This is a genomic window from Marivita sp. (genome assembly GCF_017643905.1).
Taxonomy (GTDB): Bacteria; Pseudomonadota; Alphaproteobacteria; order Rhodobacterales; family Rhodobacteraceae; genus Marivita.
In genome coordinates this window covers 1-23,012 of sequence record NZ_JAEPMO010000070.1, presented here as the reverse complement: position 1 = coordinate 23,012, position 23,012 = coordinate 1, and the positions used below count along the sequence as shown (strand labels likewise).

Here is a 23,012-nt window from a genome sequence, read left to right as displayed (position 1 = left end):
CCTGAGGTATCTCAGGTCTCTTTTGGTCTATCTGCTCGCTGCTATTCTCAACGCAATCCAAAATTTGGAAACCAAAGCTCCCCGCAATCAGCCGCTATACACACCCGTCACAGCCTGAATTGCCTTGTTCAAGGTCGACTCGTTATTCTTTGCAGTTCTGCTCGCCTCATCAGCGGTGGCCAGCCCCGAATTCTGGCGGCATGAATGGCCGCAGACCGATTTCGAAAAGACCTCTGTTCCCAACTGGGTGGAGATCCTGTCTGGCGGCCCGCCCAAGGATGGTATTCCTGCGCTGGACAACCCATCTTTCGTGCGCGCCTCGGGCAAGACCGGGATCGACCCGACCGAGCCGGTGATCACGCTGGAGATTGGGGCTGAGGCGCGGGCCTATCCGATCCGCTATCTCACTTGGCATGAAATCGTGAATGACACTGTGGGCGGCGTGCCGGTTGCGGTGACGTTCTGTCCGCTGTGCAATTCGGCGCTGACCTTTGACCGGCGGGTGCAGGGGCGTGTGCTGAGTTTCGGGGTGTCCGGCAAGCTGCGCAATTCGGACATGATCATGTATGACCGCGAAACCGAAAGCTGGTGGCAGCAGGCGATTGGAGAAGCCATTGTCGGCGATCTGACCGGCGCGGAGTTGGACACTTTACCCAGCTGGATGGAAAGCTGGGCCGAGTTTGTGTCGCGGCATCCCGACGGGCTGGTGATGGCCGAACCGGGGCATAACCGCGATTACGGGCGCAACCCCTATGAAGGCTATGACAGTTCCACCCGGCCGTTCCTTTATTCCGGTGAAATGCCGCCGCATGGCATCGACGCTTTGGCCCGCGTGGTGCGGGTTGGCGACCGGGCCTGGCCGATGGAGCGGCTGGCGCGCGAAGGCGAAGTGCGCGAGGCGGGCGTCGTGATCTCGTGGCGGGCGGGGCAGGCCTCGGCCCTCGACACCGCGCGCATCGGTGCGGGGCGCGATGTCGGGTCGATCCGGGTGCGCGACGAGCAGGGCCGCGACGTGCCGCATGACGTGATGTTCGCCTTCGCCTATCACGCCTTCTGGCCAGACGGGCATTGGATGCTGGGGAATTAGACCGGCGCAAGGGACGCCGGTCTGAATTTAACCGAGTTTCACCAGCGCGTGCCGCTTCTTGCCGGCGCTGAGCTTGATCGGATTGGCCAAGGCGCTGGCGTCGATCATCAGACCCGCATCGGTGAGCGGCGCATCGTCGATCTTGGCGCCGTTCTCCGCGATCAGACGTTTGGCTTCCTTGCCGGTTTTCGCAAGGCCCGTGCGCACGATCAGTTGCACGATGGAAATGCCGTCGCCCAGCTCGTCCGAGGTGAGGGCAACCGTCGGCAAATCATCCCCGATGCCGCCTTTCTCGAACACTTCGCGCGCGGTGGCTTCAGCTGCAGCCGCAGCATCAGCACCGTGGCACAGGGTCGTCACCTCGTTGGCAAGGACAATCTTGGCGTCGTTGATCTCGGATCCGGCAAGCGCACCAAGGCGGTCACATTCGTCGATCGGCAGTTCTGTATAGAGTTTGAGGAACCGGCCCACATCCGCATCTGTCGTGTTGCGCCAGAACTGCCAGAACTCGTAGGGGCTGCGCATATCGGCATTCAGCCAGACCGCGCCATCGGCGGATTTGCCCATCTTCTTGCCGTCGCTGGTGGTCAGCAGCGGCGAGGTCAGGCCATAGATCTCGTGATCTAGGACGCGGCGGGTCAGGTCGATCCCGTTGACGATATTGCCCCACTGGTCCGAGCCGCCGAACTGCACAAGACAGCCGTAGCGGCGGTTCAGCTCGAGGAAGTCATAGGCCTGCAGGATCATGTAGTTGAATTCGAGGAAGGACAGCGACTGTTCGCGGTCGAGGCGCGATTTGACGCTCTCAAACGACAGCATCCGGTTCACGCTGAAATGCCGCCCGATGTCGCGCAGGAAATCGAGGTAGTTGAGTTCGTCCAGCCATTCGGCATTGTTGAGCATCAATGCCCCGGTGGGGCTGTCTTCGTAGCTGATGTATTTGGCAAAGACCTGCTTGATGCCGTCGATATTGTCGTCGATCTGCGCCGGCGTCAGCAACGGTCGCTCGTCCGCGCGGAATGACGGATCCCCCACTTTCGTGGTGCCACCACCCATGAGGGTGATCGGCTTGTGCCCGGTTTTTTGCAGCCAGCGCAACATCATGATCTGGATGAGGCTGCCCACATGCAGCGACTTGGCCGTTGCATCGAACCCGATATAGCCCGGCACCACCCCGCTGATCAGCGCCTCGTCAAGGCCCTGATAATCGGTGCAATCGGCCAGAAAGCCACGCTCCATCATGACGCGCATGAAGTCCGATTTGGGATGGTAGGTCATGGGGTTGCCTCGTTATAGAATGGTGAGGGCAGCTATACGCAGGGCAGGGGAAAAGGTGAAGGGCAAGTTGGCAGAACCGATCTGGGCCTTGGGCGCGATGTCGGGCACGTCTCTGGACGGAGTCGATGCAGCACTTGTGCGGACGGATGGGGTGACGATTTCCGAGTTCGGCGCGTCGGGCTACCGGGCCTATACCGAGGCCGAGCAGGCGGTGCTGCGGGCGGCGCTTGGCAAATGGCCGGGGGATGACCTGGACAACGCTGCGGCTGTGGTCTTGCAGGCGCATATCGAGGCCTTGGGCGGGTTTGACGCGGATGTGGTGGGGTTTCACGGCCAGACACTGGCGCATGACCCGAAAGGGCGCGGCACACACCAACTGGGCGACGGCGCGGCTGTGGCGCAGGCGCTGGGGCAGACGGTTGTCTGGGATTTCCGGTCGAACGACGTGGAGCTGGGTGGCGAAGGCGCGCCGCTTGCCCCCTTTTTTCACTGGGCCTGTGCGAAAAGGATCGGGGCGGAAACGCCGCTGGCCTTTCTCAATCTTGGCGGTGTGGGCAACCTGACCTGGGTTGATCCCACGTCACCCGCACCCGAGGCAGAGGGCGCGCTGCTTGCCTTCGACACCGGTCCCGCCAATGCGCCGATCAACGATCTGATGATGGAACGGCGCGGCCTCGCCTTTGACAAGGGGGGCGCTCTGGCAGCACAGGGGCAGGTTGTGGACGGTGCTTTGGAGTTGTTCCTTGAGGAAGGGTATTTCCGAAAGATGCCGCCCAAGTCTCTGGATCGGAACGATTTTTCCCTGATGCTCGATCTTGTGCGTGAGTTGGATGATGCCGATGCAGCGGCCACGATGACGGCGATGGCGGCGGCTGCCGTGATGCAAGGGATGGAGCATTGTCCGCAACCGCCCGAGCGCCTCTTGGTGACCGGCGGAGGACGGCACAACCCGGTGATGATGGCAATGTTGGCCTCGGCGCTGGATTGCCCGGTTGAGCCCGTCGAGGCGGTCGGACTTGATGGCGACATGCTCGAGGCGCAGGCTTTCGCCTATCTCGCGGTGCGGGTGATGCGCGGTTTGCCAACCTCGGCACCCGGTACTACGGGGGTGCGCACCCCGGTGGGCGGCGGTCAGATTTCGCGGGTCTGACCCACATGTAACAAAGGAACGGCTAAAGGCTCATGGAACGGCGGAACTGCAGCAGCCCTTTGCTGTTCTTCTATGGTTCAAGAATACTTCGGGGAGCGCGAGGGGCTGGCCCCTCGCTTACAACGCATCAGCCGCCGGTATGGCTCATATGACGCGACACGCGGCCATCGACGGTCTGACGGGAATAGTCGAAATCATGCCCTTTGGGCTTCAGCGTGATCGCGTCCCGGATGGCCTGTTCGAGCGGCGCATCGCTGTTGGGGTGGTTGCGCAGGGCCGAGCGCAGGTCGGCATTGTCTTCTTGCCCCAGGCACATGAAAAGCTCTCCCGTGCAGGTCAGACGGACACGGTTGCAGCTTTCGCAGAAATTGTGGGTGAGCGGCGTGATGAAGCCGATCTTCTGGCCGGTCTCCTCGATCCGGACATAGCGCGCGGGTCCGCCGGTGCGTTCGGGCAGGTCGGTCAGGGTGTATTGTTTGCGCAGTTCATCGCGCAGATCGCTGAGTTTCCAATACTGGCCCAAACGGTCTTCGTTGCCGATATCGCCCATGGGCATCACCTCGATGAAGGTGAGATCCATGTCGCGGCTCTTGCACCATTCGGTCAGTGTGAACAGCTCGTCCTCGTTGAAGCCTTTCAGCGCCACTGTGTTGATCTTGACGCGCATCCCGGCTTTCTGCGCGGCATCAATCCCCTTGATCACCTGCGGCAAGCGTCCCCAGCGGGTGATGTCGGCGAATTTCTTGTCGTCCAGCGTGTCGAGCGAGATGTTGATGCGGCGCACGCCAGCGGCGAAAAGGTCGTCCGCAAAGCGGTCGAGCTGAGAGCCGTTGGTAGTCAGCGTCAATTCCTTGAGCGTGCCGGTATCCAAGTGCCGTGTCATTGACCGGAAAAAGGTCATGATGTCCCGGCGCACGAGCGGTTCCCCGCCGGTGATGCGCAGCTTTTCCACACCCAGACGGATAAATGTCGAACACAAGCGGTCCAGCTCTTCCAGCGTCAGAAGTTCCTTTTTGGGCAGGAAGGTCATGTTTTCGGACATGCAATAGACGCAGCGGAAATCGCAGCGGTCGGTGACGGAGACGCGCAGATAGGTGATCGCGCGCTGGAAAGGGTCAATCAGCGGTGTCATGCCGGGGAGCCTAGCGTTTCGGTCCGGACTGGGCAAGTATGGTGCAACACCGGAATGCAGGACGAAGGTCGGAGACTCGGATGCAAAAGACGTTTGGAATTCTTGGGCTTTGCGGGGTCTTGGCGGGATGTGGCGTTTTGGGGACTGTGCCCGAGGCTGGTCCTGCGAATGGCGATGGTCAAACGCGCCCGCAATCCCGGCCCGAGGCCTTGCAAACCGAAACGCGGCGCCCCCCAACTTCGGCGCGCACGGCAGAGGCGTTTGACACCACGACTGCCGAAGAACGCGCTGCGGCAGCGGCTCCGGCTGCAACCGTTGCTGAGCAGGCTTTGGGCAGCACCATCGTGTCCCTGGGCAACCCGGCGCAACCGGGCTTCTGGCTTGAGACACCGCTTGTCACGGCAGCCGCCAAGGGGCGGGTGGTCTATCCCGGAACCGGCGAAACCGTGCAGGTTGATCTGATCCCCATTGCGGACGGAGGGAGCCGGTTGTCGCTTCCAGCGATGCGGTTGCTTGGTGTGCCCCTGACCGATTTGGTCGAGGTGCAGGTGTTCTCAGGCGGGTAGGTGACGCGCGGCTTCTTTGCGGGCAAAGGGCTTCATCTGGTCGCTGTGGGCAGCAAGAAAGGCGCGGGTGCGGTCCGGATCGTGTTTTGACAGGTCGCGGAGCCACCATGCCACAGCCTTTTGGATGAACCAGTCGGGGTCGGACACGTAACCGGCGGCCCAGCCGAGAATGCGATCCCGGGCAGCGGTTTCCTCGGGCGTGGGGTGGTTCTGCTTGGTCCAGGGCAGGGTAATGACCAGTGCGGCCCGGCGGGGCCACATATGGTCGCTGGTGGTCCATGTTTCGACCGTGTCGAGGCGCGCGGGATCGGCGGTCAGGCGGCGCTGTCCCGCCATGCAGGCATGATCGGCGATGGCCCAGCTGTCGAAATCGGGCGCCCATGATGCAATGAGTCGCCACACATCCGCGTCCGACGGTTTGATCCGAGCCTGAGTGAGAAGCTTGGCCGCAGCGACCCGTGCTTCGAAGATGTTCGTGGTCCAAAGGTCGCGGGCAAGATCAAGGCGCTCGGCCAAGTCCAACGCCTGACGCCAGTCGCGCACCAGGATATCGGTATCCGGGTTCGCCACACCCAGATAGGGACGGTCGATCTTGTGATAGGCTGCCATCTGCTCTGCGCGCCCGGGTTCGGCTTTGGCGCGCAGTTGGCTCAGGGCGTCGTCCAGCGTCATTCCACGGTGACGGATTTGGCCAGGTTGCGCGGCTGGTCCACATCAGTGCCTTTGGCGATGGCGGCGTGGTAGGCGATCAGTTGCGCGGGCAGCGCATAAAGAAGGGGCGACAGCACCGGGTCGACCGAAGGCAGGATGATGGTGCGCCAGACATCCGCGCCTGCGGCTTCGGCACCAGAGGCGTCGGTGATCAGGCAGACCTTTCCGCCGCGGGCCATGACTTCCTGCATGTTTGACACTGTCTTCTCAAACAGAGAATCACGCGGGGCCATGACGATCACCGGAACGGTCTTGTCGATCAGCGCGATGGGACCGTGTTTGAGTTCACCTGAAGCATAAGCTTCGGCGTGTATATAGCTGATTTCCTTCAGCTTGAGGGCGCCTTCAAGTGCCAAGGGATACATCAGGCCACGTCCCAGGAACAGCACGTCGCGGGCTTCGGCAATCTTGTGTGCGGCATCGGCCATGGTTGGATCACGATCCAATGCGACGTTGAAAAGGCCCGGCAGCGCCCGCAACTGAGTCAGTTTTTCGGCCAGCTGATCCGGTGTCATCACGCCGCGTTTCACAGCGGCATCAAGAGCCAGAAGCAGCAAGGTGTTCAACTGACAGGTGAAGGCTTTGGTGGACGCAACGCCAACTTCGACACCGGCATGAATTGGCAGGGCCACGTCGCTTTCCCGAGCGATGGAGCTTTCGGCGACGTTGACCACCGACAGGATGCTGTCGGCCTTGCCCTTGCAATAGCGCAGCGCAGCCAGAGTGTCGGCGGTTTCGCCGGATTGTGAGACAAACAGTGCAACGGTGCGGGGTGTGATCGGAGGTTCGCGGTAGCGGAATTCGGACGCGATATCGACTTCCACCGGCATCTGCGCGAGCTGTTCGAACCAGTATTTCGCGGTCAGGCAGGCGTAAAACGCGGTGCCGCAGGCCACCATGGTCAGGCGGTCGATCTTGGCGAAATCGGGCAGGGTGTCGGGCAGAACGATGGTGTTGCCATCAAGATAGGCGCGCAGGGCATCTGCCAGAACGGTGGGCTGTTCGGCGATTTCCTTGGCCATGAAATGCTTGTACCCGGCCTTGTCCACACGGGTGGCATCGGTGTTGATGGTGCGGCTTGGCCGTGTCACGCGCGCGCCGCTGTCATCAAAGATATCAAGTGTCTGCCGCGTCAGGACAGCGCAATCGCCCTCTTCGAGATAGGTGATCGTGTCGGTCATGGGTGCCAGCGCGATGGCGTCCGATCCGACATACATTTCACCATCTCCATGGCCGATCGCCAGCGGGCTTCCCTTGCGGGCGGCGACGATCAGATCGTCCTCACCGTCGAAGAGAAACGCCAGAGCAAACGCACCTTCCAGCCGGGCCAGACAGGCGCGAGCGGCATCTACGTGGGGCATACCCTGCTGGATGTAGTGGTGCGTCAGGAGCGCCACGGTTTCCGTGTCGGTGTCGGTTTGGGGCGTGATCTGGTGCTGGGCCAGTTCGGCGCGCAGGTCTGTGTAATTCTCGATGATCCCGTTGTGGACCACGGCCACCGGACCGGACTGATGGGGGTGGGCGTTCTTGGTGTTGGGTTCGCCATGGGTCGCCCAACGGGTGTGGCCGATGCCGGATTTGCCCGGCAGGGGATCATGGACCAAAAGATCGGACAGGTTCACCAGCTTGCCCACCGCGCGACGACGGTCCAGCGCGCCGTTGTTGACAGTCGCGATCCCCGCACTGTCATAGCCGCGATACTCGAGCCGCTTGAGCGCCTCTACCAAAAGCGGGGCCGCTTCGTGCTGCCCCAATACGCCAACGATCCCACACATAGATTTAACCCTTTGCCTGTTTGGCTTTCTTGGCACGCAACATGCTGAACAGCTTGCGCGCGAATCCTGGTTTGTTGGTCTGCTCTGTCCGCGCGATGGCCATGGCCCCGTCTGGTACGTCCTTGGTCACGGTTGTGGCGGTTGCCGTCATGGCCTCATTGCCCACGGTCACGGGAGCCACCAGCATCGTGTTCGACCCGATGAAGGTGTCTCGTCCGATGATTGTCTTGTGCTTCATCACGCCGTCATAGTTGCAGGTGATGGTGCCCGCGCCGATATTCGTACGCGCGCCGATTTCAGCATCGCCAATATAAGTCAGGTGATTGACCTTGGCGCCCTCGTCGATTCTGGCGTTCTTGATCTCGACAAAGTTGCCGATATGCACGTTTTCGGCCAGTTCCGCACCGGGGCGCAGGCGCGCGAAGGGGCCGACGATGGCGCCACGGCTGACATGCGCGCCTTCAAGATGGCTGAATGCGCGGATGCGGGCACCGGATTCGACGGTGACACCAGGGGCGAAAACCACGTTGGGTTCGATCTCTGCATCGCGGCCGATGATCGTGTCGAAGGACAGGAACACCGTGTCAGGGGCCTGCATCATCACACCGTCTTCGATCAGTTCCCGGCGCTTGGTCTGTTGAAACAGGGCTTCGGCGGCGGCAAGTTCCATGCGGGAATTGATGCCAAGGGTTTCGGCGTCGCGACAGGTCACGGCCGTGGCCGTCAAGCCGCGCTCGTTGGCGATCCCGACAATGTCAGGAAGGTAATATTCGCCAGCGGCGTTGTCGTTGCCGACGGCGGCGATCAATTCAAGAAGCGTTGCGGCATCTGCGCAGATCACACCAGAATTACAGAGTGTTATCGCGCGCTCCTCTTCTGATGCATCCTTGAATTCCACAATGCGCGACAGCGATGTGCCGTCCAGGATGAGGCGGCCATAGCGCCCCGGATCGGCGGCCTCGAACCCCAGCACGACAACATCATGCGCCGCACGTGCGGCAATCATCTGTTCCAGCGTTTCGGTGGTTATGAAGGGCGTGTCGCCATAGAGCACGATCACATCGCCCTCGAACCCTTTCAATGCGTCGCGCGCCTGTGCCACGGCATGGGCGGTGCCAAGTTGTTCGGTCTGCCTGACGGCAATCGCGTCCGCGTCAAATTCCTGTGCTGCTGCTTCGACCAATTCCGCACCGTGACCGGTCACGACGAGTGTGCGCTCAGGCTCCAGGGCCGACGCGGACAGCATCGCGTGGTGCAACAACGGGGCGCCACCGATCTTGTGCAGGACCTTCGGAAGGTCCGACTCCATACGTGTGCCCTTGCCTGCCGCAAGAATGACCAAGGCTATGCTCATCAGGTTTCTCTTTGTGTTTTGCCTGTGGTCCTTTTATCGGTCTGGTTGCGTGCCGCAAGGCGCGAGATTTCACACATGGTTGCGACTTGTGACAGGAGAGACGCGGTGCGGACGGTAATTTTCGATCTCGATGGGACGCTTGCCGACACCAGTGGCGATCTGATCGCGGCGGCCAACCATTGCTTTGACAAGATGGGGTTTGAGACGCGGCTTGATCCCACAAAAGACGCAGCAACGGCGCTGCGGGGTGGGCGGTCCATGCTGACATTGGGATTGGAACGGTCTGGGCAGTATTCCGCCGACCTGATCGACCAGTATTATCCGGTGCTGCTCAGCGCCTACGGAGACGCCATCGACACACACACTGTGCTCTATCCCGGCGCGATGGAAGCGGTCGAGGCGCTCAAGTCAAACGGGATGGCTGTGGGCATCTGCACCAACAAGCCTGAAGGCCTTGCGGAAACGCTTATGACACGTCTTGGGGTTCGGGATGCGTTCGGATCGCTGATCGGTGCCGACACGCTGCCGACGCGAAAGCCGGATTCAGCGCCCTATATCGCAGCGGTTGAGCGGGCGGGTGGCGTGGTCCAGCAGAGCTGCCTGATTGGCGATACGGTGACCGACCGCGACACCGCCCGTGCGGTGGGTGTGGCCTGTGTGCTGGTTGGATTCGGTCCGGCAGGCGGCGACATGGCCGCGCTGGAGCCGGATGCGATCATTCAGCATTTCGACGAATTGCCCGAGGTGGCGTTGCGTTTGTTGGCGTAAACGGGCGTTATCCTCGGGCTAGACCCGAGGATGGAGGTACTTACTCCGACCCGTAAAGCGGGACCGTCGATATCGACACCTTTGCCGATCCATCCGTCAATTCGGCCGCATGGGCGATGTAGATCAGCGTCTGGTTCTTTTCGTCAAAGATGCGCTTCACCCTCAGCGACTTGAGGATGATCGACCGCGACGCGCGGAACACGTCCTCGCCGCTATCGCTTCGGTCGATATCGCCAATGGTGATCGGGCCTGTCTGGCGGCACGAGATCGACGCATTTGACGGATCTTCGAACCAGTTGCCTTTGCTCAACCGGTCGATCAACCCGCGTTCGAAATAGGCGATGTGGCAGGTTACGCCCTTCACATACGGGTCGGCGATGGCCTCGATGATGATGTCATTGCCAACCCAGTCGACTCCAACTTCGCCCACCTGCTCGGCTTGAGCAGTGCCAAATGCAGCCAAGCCGAGCAGGCAAGCGATACCAAAGTTTTTCATGTGTCGTCCTTAAAAATGAATGATGCCGTATTCGCCGATGTCGGGCTTTGACGTGGAAAAGTTCGCCTTGATCGTTTCGAACAGGTATTTGGCGGTGCCATCGCTAGCCCAGATTTCGGCCTCTGTCGGAGTGTATTTCATCAGCCGGACCGAGTCATCCTCACGACCGTTCTCGAACCATGCGGCGGCCATCGGCGACCAAAGCTCGTCCAACTTGTCTTCATCCTGCGAGGCGGCAAGGTGGCCCTTGATGGTGCCGTACATGTGGCCTGCCGAATCGCAGAGGTAGATGTCGGCGGTTTCTCCCGCCTTCGCGGCCACGAATGTGTCATGATCGGCGGAGGTGATGAACCAGATCGCCCCGTCCTCTTTGTGTGCCAGGGGGGACATCGGCACCGGTGAGCCACCGCCTGCGCCCAACAGAACCACGTGAATCTTGCTCATATTGCTCCAGAAAGTCTCGGTGAGTGTCGCGGTCATCAGAATGTTTTTTCGCTTCAGGCAGTCAACGCCCAATGCCGCGGACAGTTCCTTGCGCTTGACCTGACGACAGAGTTTCCCGTAGGATTTGAACAAGTGTTCAATAAATCCGCTCGGGGGAGAGGCGAATGTTCAACGCGACCATGCAGTTCGATCTTGGTGAAGACGTCAATTCCCTGCGCGAGATGGTGCATCGCTGGGCGCAGGAGCGCGTCAAGCCGATGGCGGCCGAGATTGACCGGTCGAACAATTTCCCACCCGAGCTTTGGACCGAAATGGGAGAGCTTGGCCTTCTGGGCATCACCGTTGACGAGGAATACGGCGGTGCGGGCATGGGCTATCTGGCGCATACCGTTGCGGTGGAGGAGGTGGCGCGGGCATCGGCCTCGGTGTCGCTGTCCTATGGCGCGCATTCCAACCTTTGTGTGAACCAGATCAAGCTGAACGGAAATCCTGACCAGAAGGTAAAATATCTGCCCAAGTTGATCTCCGGGGAACATGTTGGCGCGCTCGCCATGTCCGAACCGGGGGCCGGGTCGGACGTGGTTTCCATGAAGCTCCGCGCGGAAAAGCGGAACGATCACTACCGGCTGAACGGCAACAAATACTGGATCACCAATGGCCCGGATGCGGACACGCTGGTGGTCTATGCCAAGACTGATCCCGATGCAGGATCCAAGGGGATCACCGCGTTCCTGATCGAAAAGACGATGAAAGGGTTCAGCACCTCCCCGCATTTCGACAAGCTTGGGATGCGCGGGTCGAACACGGCAGAGCTGATCTTTGACGATGTCGAAGTACCCTTCGAGAACGTGCTGGGTGAAGAAGGCAAGGGCGTGCGCGTTTTGATGTCCGGTCTGGATTACGAGCGCGTTGTGCTCGCGGGGATCGGCCTTGGCATCATGGCCGCCTGTCTGGACGAAATCATGCCCTACATGGCCGAGCGCAAGCAGTTCGGTCAGCCGATTGGCAGCTTTCAGCTGATGCAGGGCAAGATGGCGGATATGTACACGGCGATGAATTCAGCCCGCGCCTATGTCTACGAGGTCGCCAAGGCCTGTGACCGCGGGGATGTCACCCGGCAGGACGCCGCCGCTTGCTGCCTTTACGCCAGCGAACAGGCGATGGTGCAGGCGCATCAGGCGGTGCAGGCGATGGGCGGCGCAGGCTTCCTGTCCGACGCGCCGGTCGCGCGAATTTTCCGTGATGCCAAGCTTATGGAGATCGGCGCTGGCACGTCCGAGATCCGGCGCATGCTGGTGGGACGCGAGATGATGGCGGCGATGGGCTAGGGCGATTATGCGCTGGATTTGGTTTATTCCTTTAGGCGCCTTAGTGCTCTGGACAGCTTGGTTGGGGATCAGGTGGGGTACTATTGCCGCATCTACAACGGAGTCGGATGTGATCGACGCCTATGCTCAGAGGTATCTGGAGGATCGTGCCCGCGACGGCAGTAGAGTCGGCGCTTCACTTTCGGATTGCGTTGCGTATCCTGGGGAAGAGAAGGGGACTTGGCTTGTGATAAGCTGTGGGCCGACTCCGTATGATGCTTCTCGCCACTACGAATATTACGTCGATCGGCTAGGACAGCTTCGCTATTCTGGCGGACCGTATCAATGGGGTGCTACACCACCAAGTCGACAAGTGCCTGAAATCTGATGCTCAAGCCTGCTCCATACGAAGACTTGTGCAAGCGATTCGACTGGGACCTGCCCGCGTCGCTGAACATGGCGCATCAGGTCTGCGACGGCTGGGCGGCAACCGACCCCGACCGCGTGGCGATCCTCGAAGTCACACCAGAGCGCGTGCGTCGGATCAGCTATAGCGATCTCTGGTATCGGTCGCGACAGGTCGAAGTCGCGCTGATCGAACGCGGCGTGATGAAAGGCGACCGGGTTGGTGTGCTGCTCTCGCAATCACCGCTTTGCGCTGCGGCCCATATCGCGGCATGGCGGCTTGGGGCGATCTCGGTGCCGCTGTTTAAACTGTTCCGCACCGATGCGTTGAAATCCCGGATCGAAGATGCGGGGCTGGGCGTGGTGGTGACCGACCTTGAAGGGGTGGTGCAACTGACCGGTCTTGGGGTCGCCACCGTCACCCGCAGCGATCTGGGGGCCTCATCCGGCACCCGTGCGATTGTCGACACCGGCCCTGAGGATGCCGCGGTGCTGATCTACACCAGCGGCACCACGGGATCGCCCAAGGGCGCGCTGCACGGGCATCGCATGCTGACCGGCCATCTGCCGGGAGTTGAGATGAGTCACGATTTCCTTGGGCAGAAGGGCGACGTGATCTGGACGCCCGCCGACTGGGCGTGGATTGGGGGCCTCTTCGACGTGCTGATGCCGGGGCTGGCCCTGGGTGTGCCTGTGGTGGCTGCGCGGATGCCGAAATTCTCGGTCGAGGAATGCGCGCGGATTTGCCGGGAAGGCACTGTGCGCAATGTGTTTTTCCCGCCGACCGCCCTGCGGATGCTCAAGGCGGCGGATGCAAAGATTGAGGGGCTGCGCTCGGTCGCCAGCGGGGGCGAGCCGCTTGGGGCCGAGATGCTGGCCTGGGGCCGCGAGGCATTTGGTGTGACGATCAATGAGTTCTACGGCCAGACCGAATGCAACATGATCGTGTCCTCCTGCGGCGCGTCTTTTGACGCCGTCCCAGGCTCCATGGGCCGCGCCGTGCCGGGGCATCAGGTGGCGGTGATCGGGCCGGATGGTTTGCCCGGCGAGGGAGAGGGCGACATCGCCGTCCGGCGCGGATCGGCGTCGATGATGCTGGAATACTGGCGCAAGCCCGAGGCCACGGCCGAGAAATTCCGCGGCGACTGGATGGTCACGGGGGATCGCGGCATCAAGGACGGCGACACGATCACCTTTCTGGGGCGCGAGGATGACGTGATCACCTCGGCAGGGTATCGGATCGGCCCGGCGGAGATCGAGGATTGCCTGCTGACCCATCCGGCGGTGGCGACCTGTGGTGTGGTGGGCAAACCCGACGCGCTGCGGACCGAGATCGTCAAGGCCTATGTCGTGCTCAAAGACGGTGCCAAGGCCTCGGGCGAAGAGCTGCAGGTCTGGGTAAAGGAACGCCTCGCAAGCCATTCATATCCCAGAGAAATCACATTTCTTGACGAATTGCCGATGACCGTAACGGGCAAGTTGATCCGAAAAGAGTTGAAGGCACGGGCCGCACAGGAGAGCCAGACATGAGACACGCCCTGATCCTTTCCGTCTTCCTGTCCCTGCCGCAGGCGGGTACGGCGCAGGAGCTTTCGGTCGATCCGCAGATCGTGCGCGACTGTTTCGAGAATACCGAGATCGGCGCACTCTATCCCTCCTGTCTGGGGCAGGCGTCGGGGCTGTGTCAGGAGCAACCCGGCGGGTCGACCACCATCGGGATCGCGTCCTGCATTCAGGCGGAAACCGTCGAATGGGATGTCATTCTGAACGAGGAATACAAGTGGACCCAGATGGCGAATGAAACCGCCGACGAACAGGGGTTGTCGCAGGTGATGGACCGCTCGGACGCGCTGCGCGATGCGCAGCGGGCGTGGATCGCTTTTCGCGACGCCGATTGCGCGGCGCGCTACGCGATGTGGCAGGACGGCACGATCCGCACCATCGTGGGCGCGAATTGCCACCTGACGATGACGGCGCAGCGCACCATCGAGCTGCGCGATATGCGGGGGCAATAGGATGAAACTTCGGTCACAGGTGATTGCGTCGTCGGAACAATTCAAGGCGAACATCGCGGCGCATGAAGAGGCGCTGCGCGTTGTGCGCGAGGCAGCGGACTTGGCCGCAGCGGGTGGCGGGGAGAAGGCGCGGGAGCGGCATGTCTCGCGTGGCAAGATGCTGCCGTGCGACCGGGTTGCGAACCTGCTTGACCCCGGCTCGCCCTTTCTGGAGGTGGGAGCCACGGCAGCACATGGGCTGTACGACGGGGCGGCACCCTGTGCCGGGGTGATTGCCGGCGTGGGCCGGGTGATGGGCCGTCAGGTCATGGTGGTCTGCAACGATGCCACCGTGAAGGGCGGCACGTATTATCCGATGACGGTCAAGAAACACCTCCGCGCGCAGGAGATCGCCGAGGAAAACCATCTGCCCTGCATTTACCTCGTGGACAGCGGTGGGGCGAACCTGCCCAATCAGGATGAGGTCTTCCCCGACCGCGACCATTTCGGGCGCATCTTCTACAATCAGGCGCGGATGAGCGCCAAGGGGATTGCGCAGATCGCTGTCGTGATGGGATCCTGCACGGCAGGCGGCGCGTATGTGCCCGCGATGTCGGATGTGACCATCATCGTTAAAGAGAAGGGGACGATCTTCCTTGCCGGTCCGCCTTTGGTGAAAGCTGCAACTGGCGAGGTTGTCACAGCCGAGGATCTGGGCGGCGGTGACGTGCATACGCGGCTGTCCGGTGTGGCGGATTATCTGGCCGAAGATGACGGGCATGCGTTGGCGCTGGCACGGCGGGCGGTTGGGTCACTCGGGAGTGCCGGGCTGAAGCCCGGCCTACGCGTGGCGGCGGAGGATCCGGCGTATGATCCGGACGAGATTTTCGGCGTTGTTCCAGGCGACCTGCGCACGCCCTATGACATCCGCGAGGTCATCGCGCGGGTGGTGGACGGCTCCTATTTCGACGAGTTCAAACCGCGCTTTGGTGAGACTTTGGTGACCGGCTTTGCCCATGTCGATGGCTGGCCGGTGGGCATCATTGCCAACAACGGAGTGCTGTTTTCTGAGGCCGCGCAGAAAGGCGCGCATTTCGTTGAGCTTTGTTCGCAGCGCAAGATCCCGCTGGTGTTCCTGCAGAACATCACCGGCTTCATGGTGGGGCGGAAATACGAGAACGAAGGCATTGCGCGGCATGGGGCGAAGATGGTGACGGCTGTGGCCTGCACCTCGGTTCCCAAGATCACGATGCTGGTGGGTGGATCATTCGGGGCCGGCAATTACGGCATGTCAGGGCGGGCCTATCAGCCCCGGTTCCTCTGGACCTGGCCGAACTCGCGCATTTCCGTGATGGGCGGTGAACAGGCGGCGGGGGTGCTGGCGACGGTCAAGCGCGACGCCATCGAACGCGGCGGCGGGGCATGGTCGGCTGAAGAAGAGGCGGACTTCAAGCGTCCGACCATCGAGATGTTCGAGGAACAGGCGCACCCGCTCTATGCCTCGGCCCGGCTGTGGGATGACGGGATCGTGGACCCCCGCAAGACCCGCGCGGTGCTGTCACTGTCGCTGGAGGCGGCGTTGAACGCGCCGATCGAGGACACGCGGTTTGGCGTGTTCCGCATGTAGTTGGGGGGCCAGCCCCCCAAACCCCCCGGAGTTTACGGGCAAGATGAAGAGAAGCGGTGGTGCGAGATGTTTGACACGATCCTGATAGCCAACCGGGGCGAGATTGCCTGCCGGGTGATCGACACCTGCCGCCGTATGGGCGTGCGCACCGTGGCGGTGCACTCGGATGTGGATGCGCAGGCGCGCCATGTGGAGATGGCGGATGTGGCGGTCTCTCTGGGCGGCGCGTCGCCTGCAGAAAGCTACTTGCGGGGTGATGCGATCATTGCGGCGGCAGAGGCGACGGGTGCGCAGGCGATCCATCCGGGCTATGGGTTCCTGTCCGAGAACCCGGATTTCGTCGACGCCGTCGAGGCGGCGGGGCTGGTGTTTATCGGCCCGTCGGCAAAGGCGATCCGGGCGATGGGTCTTAAGGATGCGGCCAAAGCGCTGATGGCGGAGGCAGGTGTGCCCGTCGTGCCGGGCTATCAGGGGAGCGATCAGTCGCCGGAGCTGTTGGCCAAGGAGGCCGAGGCGATTGGATATCCGGTGCTCATCAAGGCGGTCGCGGGTGGCGGCGGCAAGGGGATGCGGCTGGTGGAGGCGCCGAAGGCGTTTGCCGATGCGCTGGCCTCGGCGCAATCGGAGGCGAAGACGGCCTTTGGCAATCCCCATGTGCTGATCGAGAAATACATCACCAGCCCGCGTCATATCGAGGTGCAGGTGTTCGGGGATGGCACGCAGGCGGTGCATCTCTTCGAGCGGGATTGCTCGCTGCAGCGCCGTCATCAAAAGGTGATCGAGGAAGCACCCGCGCCCGGCATGACACCCGAGATGCGCGAGGCGATGGGGCAGGCTGCTGTCCGCGCGGCAGAGGCGATTGGTTACAAAGGCGCGGGCACGGTCGAGTTCATCGTGGATGGCTCGGACGGGCTGCGCCCTGACGGGTTCTGGTTCATGGAGATGAACACGCGGTTGCAGGTGGAACACCCGGTGACCGAAGCCATCACGGGTGTCGATCTGGTGGAATGGCAGTTGCGGGTGGCGGCGGGGGAGCCTTTGCCATGTGAACAGTCGAATTTGGCGATCAGCGGCCACAGCTTTGAGGCACGGCTTTATGCCGAGGATGTGCCTGCCGGGTTCCTGCCTGCCACGGGGCGGCTGGCGCATCTGGCCTTTCCGCATGAGGCGCGGGCCGATACCGGTGTGCGAAGCGGCGACGTGATCAGCCCGCATTACGATCCGATGATTGCCAAGGTGATCGTGCATGGGTCCTCCCGCGCGGTGGCCCTGCGAAAGCTGCGGCGAGCGCTGGCGGAAACACAGGTGGCGGGAACCGTCACCAACCTCGCGTTTTTGGGCGCTTTGGCACGGCACGACGGGTTCTCCGCCGGGAATGTGGACACGGGATTGATCGGGCGCGACCTTGCGGTTCTGACGGAGGTGCCGGACCTGACGCCTGCAGTGACAGCACAGGCGGCTCTTGCGCTGGTCGGCTTGGACCGGGTGCCTCAGCCTTTGGATGGGTTTGCGCTGTGGTCCCCAGTGGCGCAGGAAATTGTGGTGGCCTGTGGTGAGGAGGTGTACACCTGCCGGATCACAACACGCGCTCCGGGGGAGATCGACGTGGCTGTGAACGCTCAGGTCGTAGCTGCGCGCTTTGGTGCGAATGGCTGGCGCTTTGATGGGCAACCGGGAGCGGCGGTGTTTGTTGAGGAAGCCGTTGCAACGGTGTTCGGCGATCCGACCTATGTAGTGCGTCGGGTTGATCCGCTGGATGTGGAGGCCGGGGCCGGGACGTCGGGCGATCTGATCGAAGCGCCGATGCCGGGATTGGTGCGCCAAGTGTTTTTCAGTGCCGGGGATACAGTTGCCAAGGGCGACCGTCTGGCCATACTCGAAGCGATGAAGATGGAGCACAGCCTTCTGGCCGCGCGCGATGGTATTGTCGCGGAGGTGATGGCAGAGGCCGGGTCTCAGGTCGAAGCGGGCGCGGTGCTGATCCGGCTGGAAGAGGAAGAGACATGATCCGATTGCATCATTGCCCGCAGACACGCTCGATGCGGACACTCTGGCTTCTTTATGAACTGGAAGTCGATTTTGAAGTTGTCCTGCATGCCTTCGACAAGTCGCTGCGCGATCCGGAATACCTGTCGCTCTCGCCTGCGGGGCGGGTTCCGGCGCTCGAGATTGATGGCGAGCGGATGTTTGAGACCGGAGCGATCACCGAGTTTCTGTGTGAACGCTTCCCGCAGGCCAATATGGGGCGCGGGCCAGACGACCCGGACCGGATGGCGTGGCTTGTCTGGGTGCATTTTGCCGAAACCATTAGCCAGCACGCGGCGGCGCTGACCCAGCAGCATATCATGCTCTACGAGGATGATATGCGGTCACCCATCGTGATGAAGCTGGAGGCAGTGCGGCTGGGCAAGTGTTACGACGCGATCGAGGCGCGTTTGTCCACGCCGGTTGAGAACCGGGATTACCTGCTGACCAGCGGATTCTCGGCGGCGGATGTGTCGGTCGGGCAGGCGGTCTACATGGCGCGGCACTTTGCCAAGCTGGATCGACATCCGGCCGTCGCGGAATGGTACGCGCGCATCACCGAGCGACCTGAGTTTCAGAAATCCCTGCCTGAGGCGGGCGCGGGAATTTACACGCAGGACTTTTACCCGGCGTGGGAGACGGGCGGCTGATGGTGTGCCGTGCGTATTTGAAAAGAGAAGAAACAGGAGATTGGCGCTTTGGCTGAGCGGGTCGAGATTTTCGAGGTTGGACCGCGCGACGGGTTGCAGAACGAGGCGCGGCTGATCCCGGTCGCGGAAAAGATCGCACTGGTCGATTGCCTCTCGCGCGCCGGGTTCCGACGGATCGAATGCGCCAGTTTCGTCAGTCCGAAATGGGTGCCGCAAATGGCGGATTCGGGGGCGGTGCTGGCCGGGATCACGCGGATGCCCGGGGTGACTTACGCGGCGCTCACGCCGAACATGCGCGGGTTCGAGGACGCGTTGGCCGCCGGGGCTGATGAAGTGGCCATTTTTGGATCGGCCTCCGAAGGGTTTTCCGAGGCAAATATCAACGCGACCATTGCCGAGAGCTTGGAGCGCTTCGCGCCGGTGGCGGCGGCGGCTCAGGAACATGGTGTGCGCGTCCGGGGCTATGTGTCCTGTGTGGTGGAATGCCCTTATGACGGGCCGGTCGCGCCGTCCGAGGTGGCACGTGTTGTGGCGGCGCTTCGGGCCATGGGATGTTACGAGGTGTCCCTTGGGGACACGATCGGGCGCGCGACGCCTGAGGGGATCGTTGCCATGTTGAAAGCGGTGCTGGAGGAGATGCCTGCAGAGCGTCTGGCCGGGCACTACCACGATACGGGCGGACTGGCCTGTGACAATGTCGAGGCGTCACTTGGGCTTGGGTTGCGGGTGTTCGACGCGGCTGTTGGTGGTTTGGGGGGCTGTCCGTATGCGCCGGGCGCTGCGGGGAACGTGGCAACAGAGGCCGTGGCAGAACGGGTTGCGTCGCTCGGTTATGAGCACGGGTTGGATATGGGGGTGGTGGCCGAGGCGGCTGCGATGGCGCGGAGGATGCGGGGATGAGCTTGATCCGGGTGGATAAAGACGCGCGCGGGGTGGCGACGCTGACGCTGACGCGGGAAGACAAACACAACGCATTGTCAGCGCAGATGATGACCGAGTTGGAAGAGGCGGCACGCGACTTGGCCCGTGACCGATCCGTGCGGGTTGTCGTCTTGGCGGCGGAAGGCAGGACCTTTTGCGCCGGCGGCGATCTGGCGTGGATGCGCGCGCAGTTCGACATGGATGCCGGCACGCGCCGGGTGGAAAGCCGTCGGATCGCGACTGTGCTGGGGGCACTCTATGATCTGCCGCAGCCATTGATCGGACGAGTGCAGGGCAATGCGCTGGGCGGGGGTGTGGGCCTTGTGTCGGTGTGCGACGTGGCGATTGGGGTCGCGGGCGCGAAGCTGGGCTTTACCGAGACACGGCTGGGTCTGATCCCGGCCAATATCGGGCCCTATGTGCTCGCGCGGATGGGGGCCACGCGGGCCGCTGAGGTTTTCATGTCGGCGCGGGTGTTCGATGCCGATGAGGCCGTACGTTTGAACCTGCTCAGCCGTACGGTTGACCCTGAGGGATTAGACGCGGCCATCGAGGCCGAGGTGCTGCCCTATCTGTCCTGCGCACCGGGGGCTGTGGCTGAAGCCAAGGCGCTGATGCGCGATCTGGCCGGACGGGTCGTGCCGGAGCAGGTGGACATGGCCATCGACGCGCTGGCGCGGCGGTGGCAGTCGGACGAGGCGCGTGAAGGGGTTGGCGCGTTTTTCGACAAGCGCGCCCCAAGCTGGCAGTGACGGTTGAGATCGCCCATCTTTATGCGACCGCCATGCTGGCGATTGCGTTCTTCCAGATCGCGTTGATCCTTGGCGCACCTCTGGGGCGCTACACACAAGGTGGCCAGCACGAGGGTGCTTTGCCCCTGTCGGGGCGGATCATCGCAGCGGTGTCGATCCCGATCGTGCTGTTTCAGGGCTTGGCGATCCTGTCGGCGGCGGGCTTTCCTGGACTTGGCTGGCCGCGCTGGACAGGGTGGGTTGCGCTGGCGGTCACAGTCCTGAGCGCGGTTCTGAACTGGATCACACCGTCGAAACCCGAACGCGCGGTCTGGGGGCCAGTCATGCTGGTCCTGACAGGCATGGCACTGGTGGTGATGACGGCCTGACGCGTGGCGCGGATAACGCACAGGTGGCGTGAATTTATCTGCGAACCGTCCACTTTCTTCGCACCGTCCTGTTGACCTTGCCCCCACCGGAAGCCCCAATCAGCCTTGAACCAATGACTTCATGGGAAGAGACCGATATGACAACTTACTCTCGCAGAACGTTCTTGGCCGGTGCAGCGGCGGCGTTCATCTTGCCGAAAGGTGCCATCGCCCAGACTGCGCCGCGTATGCACGTGTTCAAGGACCCCAACTGCGGATGCTGCTCGGCCTGGATCGCGATTTTGGAAGAAGATGGGTTCCAGATCACGACGGAAGCCCGCACCAACGCGGCGCTGGTCGAGGAAAAGGTCCGGCGGGGAATTCCGGCCAGCATGGCGTCCTGCCACACAGCAGATGTCACGGGATATGCGATCGAAGGTCATGTTCCGGCAGCGGATATTCGCAGGCTTCTGGCAGAGCGTCCCGATGCCATCGGACTGGCGGTTCCCGGAATGCCTTATGGATCGCCGGGTATGGGACCTGAGCACCAGCGCGAGGCCTATGACGTGCACCTGATCCGCCGCGATGGCAGGACAGAGGTGTTTACCCGCTACGAAGCCGCAGCCTGAACAGTCAACCAGAAAGTTTGAAAGGACCGCAGATGTTTCGCATCATTTTTCCTGTCGCCATGTCCGCGCTGTGTGTAGCGGGTTGGGCCGCAGCGCATAGCGGGGTCAAAAATCCGTCAGTCCTCGCGCGGATGGAGGCAATGAAGGTCACGCAGGACAACACGAAGATCCTGGGTGCCATGGCCAAGGGCGAACGGACGTTCGACGCCGCGACAGCCCGTGCGGCAGCGTCGGAGATTGCCCGGCTTGCGGCCGAAACGCCCGGATTGTTCGAGGCCGAAGAAACCGATGCGACGTCGGAAGCCTTGCCGGCGATCTGGGATAGGTTTGACGACTTCAAGGAAAAGTCTGTTGCGCTGGAAAAGGCTGCCCTTGTGATGTCGGCCGGTCTTGAGACCAAAGCCGATCTGCGTGAGGGTCTTGGTCGCATCGGTGCGGCTTGCAAAGCCTGCCGCGAACTCTATCGGAAGTAGAATTGCGCTCCATTTCGCGACGTCGAAGCAGCGCTGATGTGAAGATGCCGCGACGCAACCGCGCGGTGCAACGCGGCGTCGTGGTTCGAGCGATTGCCGCATCTGCATAAAATTACCTGAAGATCCGTGTGATCCAGCTGTTTTTCTAAAGATATTCGTTGTGTGGAAGATGTCGCCCCGCGGTTGACCCCCGGCAGAGACGGGAGTAGATCACCCTCAAGTCAACCTCGCCACTTGACGGCGCGTCTTGGTGCGCGATGGGAAAAGGAGCCTCGTCTTGGAAGACATGCTGCGGGAATACCTGCCAATCCTCGTGTTTTTGACCATAGCCATCGGATTGGGCCTAGTCTTGATCCTTGCCGCCGTCATCATCGCGGTGCGCAATCCCGATCCGGAAAAGGTGTCGGCCTATGAATGCGGGTTCAACGCGTTCGATGACGCCCGGATGAAGTTCGATGTGCGCTTTTACCTTGTGTCGATCCTGTTCATCATCTTCGATCTGGAAATTGCATTCCTCTTCCCGTGGGCCGTGGCGTTCCAAGACATCAGCATGACGGCGTTCTGGTCGATGATGATCTTCCTCGCGGTGCTGACCATCGGCTTTGCTTACGAGTGGAAAAAAGGAGCGCTGGAATGGGAGTGATGGCTGGCGCGAATACCGCAGGGGCGGACAAGGAACACGCAACGCAGGCGCTCAATGCACAGCTTGCGGACAAGGGTTTCCTCCTGACCTCGACCGAGGACATCATCAACTGGGCGCGCACCGGGTCGCTGCACTGGATGACATTCGGTCTGGCCTGCTGTGCGGTCGAGATGATGCACACCTCGATGCCGCGTTATGACCTTGAACGGTTCGGCACCGCGCCGCGTGCTTCGCCGCGCCAGTCGGATCTGATGATCGTGGCAGGCACGCTGACCAACAAGATGGCGCCGGCTTTGCGCAAGGTCTACGACCAGATGCCCGAGCCGCGCTACGTGATTTCGATGGGCAGTTGCGCCAATGGCGGCGGCTATTATCACTACAGCTATTCCGTGGTGCGAGGCTGTGACCGGATCGTGCCGGTCGATGTCTACGTGCCGGGCTGCCCGCCGACAGCCGAAGCGCTGCTTTACGGCATCAT

Annotated in this window: 24 protein-coding genes; 17 read left to right on the top strand and 7 right to left on the bottom strand. The window is 61.9% G+C overall.

Annotated features, from left to right (window positions below; translation table 11 throughout):
- Positions 1-124 precede the first annotated feature (124 nt).
- Positions 125-1,087, top strand: coding sequence for a DUF3179 domain-containing protein (locus JJ869_RS12430; RefSeq protein WP_292267591.1), 963 nt, complete (start codon positions 125-127; stop codon positions 1,085-1,087).
- Positions 1,088-1,114: 27 nt separating this feature from the next.
- Here the strand turns inward: JJ869_RS12430 and tyrS are convergent, their stop codons facing one another.
- On the bottom strand, positions 1,115-2,365 hold the full coding sequence (gene tyrS, locus JJ869_RS12425) for a tyrosine--tRNA ligase (protein WP_292267589.1): 1,251 nt from the start codon (positions 2,363-2,365) through the stop codon (positions 1,115-1,117).
- A 97-nt stretch (positions 2,366-2,462) separates the two neighbouring features.
- Here tyrS and JJ869_RS12420 point away from each other — a divergent pair, with 97 nt between their 5' ends.
- A complete protein-coding gene (locus JJ869_RS12420) occupies positions 2,463-3,515 on the top strand; it encodes an anhydro-N-acetylmuramic acid kinase (RefSeq protein ID WP_292267592.1) in 1,053 nt (350 codons plus the stop codon).
- A 127-nt stretch (positions 3,516-3,642) separates the two neighbouring features.
- On the opposite strand, the gene moaA is transcribed toward JJ869_RS12420, so the two are convergent.
- Positions 3,643-4,647 (bottom strand): GTP 3',8-cyclase MoaA, encoded by a 1,005-nt coding sequence (gene moaA / locus JJ869_RS12415; RefSeq protein WP_292267588.1) that lies wholly within the window; start codon positions 4,645-4,647, stop codon positions 3,643-3,645.
- A gap of 80 nt (positions 4,648-4,727) precedes the next feature.
- On the opposite strand from moaA, the gene JJ869_RS12410 reads away from it, so the two are divergent.
- Positions 4,728-5,213, top strand: coding sequence for a hypothetical protein (locus tag JJ869_RS12410; RefSeq protein ID WP_292267587.1), 486 nt, complete (start codon positions 4,728-4,730; stop codon positions 5,211-5,213).
- On the opposite strand, the gene JJ869_RS12405 is transcribed toward JJ869_RS12410, so the two are convergent.
- The 3 genes from JJ869_RS12405 to glmU are packed head-to-tail and all read right to left on the bottom strand — an operon-like array spanning position 5,202 to position 9,053.
- Positions 5,202-5,885 carry a DNA alkylation repair protein gene (locus JJ869_RS12405; RefSeq protein ID WP_292267586.1) on the bottom strand — a complete coding sequence of 228 codons (684 nt, stop codon included), beginning with the start codon at positions 5,883-5,885 and terminating at the stop codon, positions 5,202-5,204. The genes JJ869_RS12410 and JJ869_RS12405 overlap by 12 nt on opposite strands.
- Positions 5,882-7,699 carry a glutamine--fructose-6-phosphate transaminase (isomerizing) gene (gene glmS, locus JJ869_RS12400; protein WP_292267584.1) on the bottom strand — a complete coding sequence of 606 codons (1,818 nt, stop codon included), beginning with the start codon at positions 7,697-7,699 and terminating at the stop codon, positions 5,882-5,884. The genes JJ869_RS12405 and glmS overlap by 4 nt, the downstream gene beginning before the upstream one ends.
- Before the next feature lie 4 nt (positions 7,700-7,703).
- Positions 7,704-9,053, bottom strand: coding sequence for a bifunctional UDP-N-acetylglucosamine diphosphorylase/glucosamine-1-phosphate N-acetyltransferase GlmU (gene glmU / locus JJ869_RS12395; RefSeq protein ID WP_292267582.1), 1,350 nt, complete (start codon positions 9,051-9,053; stop codon positions 7,704-7,706).
- 105 nt (positions 9,054-9,158) lie between these two features.
- On the opposite strand from glmU, the gene JJ869_RS12390 reads away from it, so the two are divergent.
- Positions 9,159-9,821 (top strand): HAD-IA family hydrolase, encoded by a 663-nt coding sequence (locus JJ869_RS12390; protein ID WP_292267580.1) that lies wholly within the window; start codon positions 9,159-9,161, stop codon positions 9,819-9,821.
- A gap of 40 nt (positions 9,822-9,861) precedes the next feature.
- Here the strand turns inward: JJ869_RS12390 and JJ869_RS12385 are convergent, their stop codons facing one another.
- Both JJ869_RS12385 and JJ869_RS12380 read right to left on the bottom strand, forming a co-directional pair.
- Positions 9,862-10,317 carry a CreA family protein gene (locus tag JJ869_RS12385; protein WP_292267579.1) on the bottom strand — a complete coding sequence of 152 codons (456 nt, stop codon included), beginning with the start codon at positions 10,315-10,317 and terminating at the stop codon, positions 9,862-9,864.
- Positions 10,318-10,326: 9 nt separating this feature from the next.
- Positions 10,327-10,797: a pyridoxamine 5'-phosphate oxidase family protein gene (locus JJ869_RS12380; RefSeq protein WP_292267578.1), complete on the bottom strand. Its 471-nt coding sequence runs from the start codon at positions 10,795-10,797 to the stop codon at positions 10,327-10,329.
- Positions 10,798-10,925: 128 nt separating this feature from the next.
- Here JJ869_RS12380 and JJ869_RS12375 point away from each other — a divergent pair, with 128 nt between their 5' ends.
- From JJ869_RS12375 to JJ869_RS12315, 13 genes are all read left to right on the top strand, one after another.
- Positions 10,926-12,089: an isovaleryl-CoA dehydrogenase gene (locus JJ869_RS12375; protein WP_292267576.1), complete on the top strand. Its 1,164-nt coding sequence runs from the start codon at positions 10,926-10,928 to the stop codon at positions 12,087-12,089.
- A 366-nt stretch (positions 12,090-12,455) separates the two neighbouring features.
- On the top strand, positions 12,456-14,003 hold the full coding sequence (locus JJ869_RS12370; RefSeq protein WP_292267574.1) for an AMP-binding protein: 1,548 nt from the start codon (positions 12,456-12,458) through the stop codon (positions 14,001-14,003).
- Positions 14,000-14,488 carry a lysozyme inhibitor LprI family protein gene (locus tag JJ869_RS12365; RefSeq protein ID WP_292267572.1) on the top strand — a complete coding sequence of 163 codons (489 nt, stop codon included), beginning with the start codon at positions 14,000-14,002 and terminating at the stop codon, positions 14,486-14,488. Before JJ869_RS12370 ends, JJ869_RS12365 begins: the two co-directional genes overlap by 4 nt.
- A gap of 1 nt (position 14,489) precedes the next feature.
- The gene (locus JJ869_RS12360) at positions 14,490-16,094 is read left to right on the top strand and encodes a carboxyl transferase domain-containing protein (protein ID WP_292267571.1); all 1,605 of its coding nucleotides are present in this window, start codon (positions 14,490-14,492) and stop codon (positions 16,092-16,094) included.
- A gap of 66 nt (positions 16,095-16,160) precedes the next feature.
- The gene (locus JJ869_RS12355) at positions 16,161-18,101 is read left to right on the top strand and encodes a biotin carboxylase N-terminal domain-containing protein (protein WP_292267569.1); all 1,941 of its coding nucleotides are present in this window, start codon (positions 16,161-16,163) and stop codon (positions 18,099-18,101) included.
- Positions 18,098-18,769: a glutathione S-transferase family protein gene (locus JJ869_RS12350; protein WP_292267567.1), complete on the top strand. Its 672-nt coding sequence runs from the start codon at positions 18,098-18,100 to the stop codon at positions 18,767-18,769. Before JJ869_RS12355 ends, JJ869_RS12350 begins: the two co-directional genes overlap by 4 nt.
- 48 nt (positions 18,770-18,817) lie before the next feature.
- Entirely contained in the window at positions 18,818-19,669 is an 852-nt protein-coding gene (locus tag JJ869_RS12345) for a hydroxymethylglutaryl-CoA lyase (RefSeq protein WP_292267565.1), read from the top strand.
- A complete protein-coding gene (locus JJ869_RS12340; protein ID WP_292267563.1) occupies positions 19,666-20,442 on the top strand; it encodes a crotonase/enoyl-CoA hydratase family protein in 777 nt (258 codons plus the stop codon). The genes JJ869_RS12345 and JJ869_RS12340 overlap by 4 nt, the downstream gene beginning before the upstream one ends.
- Positions 20,439-20,810: a hypothetical protein gene (locus JJ869_RS12335; RefSeq protein WP_292267561.1), complete on the top strand. Its 372-nt coding sequence runs from the start codon at positions 20,439-20,441 to the stop codon at positions 20,808-20,810. Before JJ869_RS12340 ends, JJ869_RS12335 begins: the two co-directional genes overlap by 4 nt.
- A gap of 137 nt (positions 20,811-20,947) precedes the next feature.
- Entirely contained in the window at positions 20,948-21,418 is a 471-nt protein-coding gene (locus JJ869_RS12330) for a DUF411 domain-containing protein (protein ID WP_292267559.1), read from the top strand.
- 32 nt (positions 21,419-21,450) lie between these two features.
- Positions 21,451-21,891, top strand: a complete 441-nt coding sequence (locus JJ869_RS12325; RefSeq protein WP_292267558.1) for a cytochrome c — start codon at positions 21,451-21,453, stop codon at positions 21,889-21,891.
- Between the two features lie 277 nt (positions 21,892-22,168).
- The gene (locus tag JJ869_RS12320; protein WP_292267556.1) at positions 22,169-22,534 is read left to right on the top strand and encodes an NADH-quinone oxidoreductase subunit A; all 366 of its coding nucleotides are present in this window, start codon (positions 22,169-22,171) and stop codon (positions 22,532-22,534) included.
- Positions 22,525-23,012 (top strand): NADH-quinone oxidoreductase subunit B (locus JJ869_RS12315; RefSeq protein ID WP_292267554.1); only part of this gene is annotated, 488 nt, incomplete at its 3' end. The genes JJ869_RS12320 and JJ869_RS12315, both read left to right, overlap by 10 nt.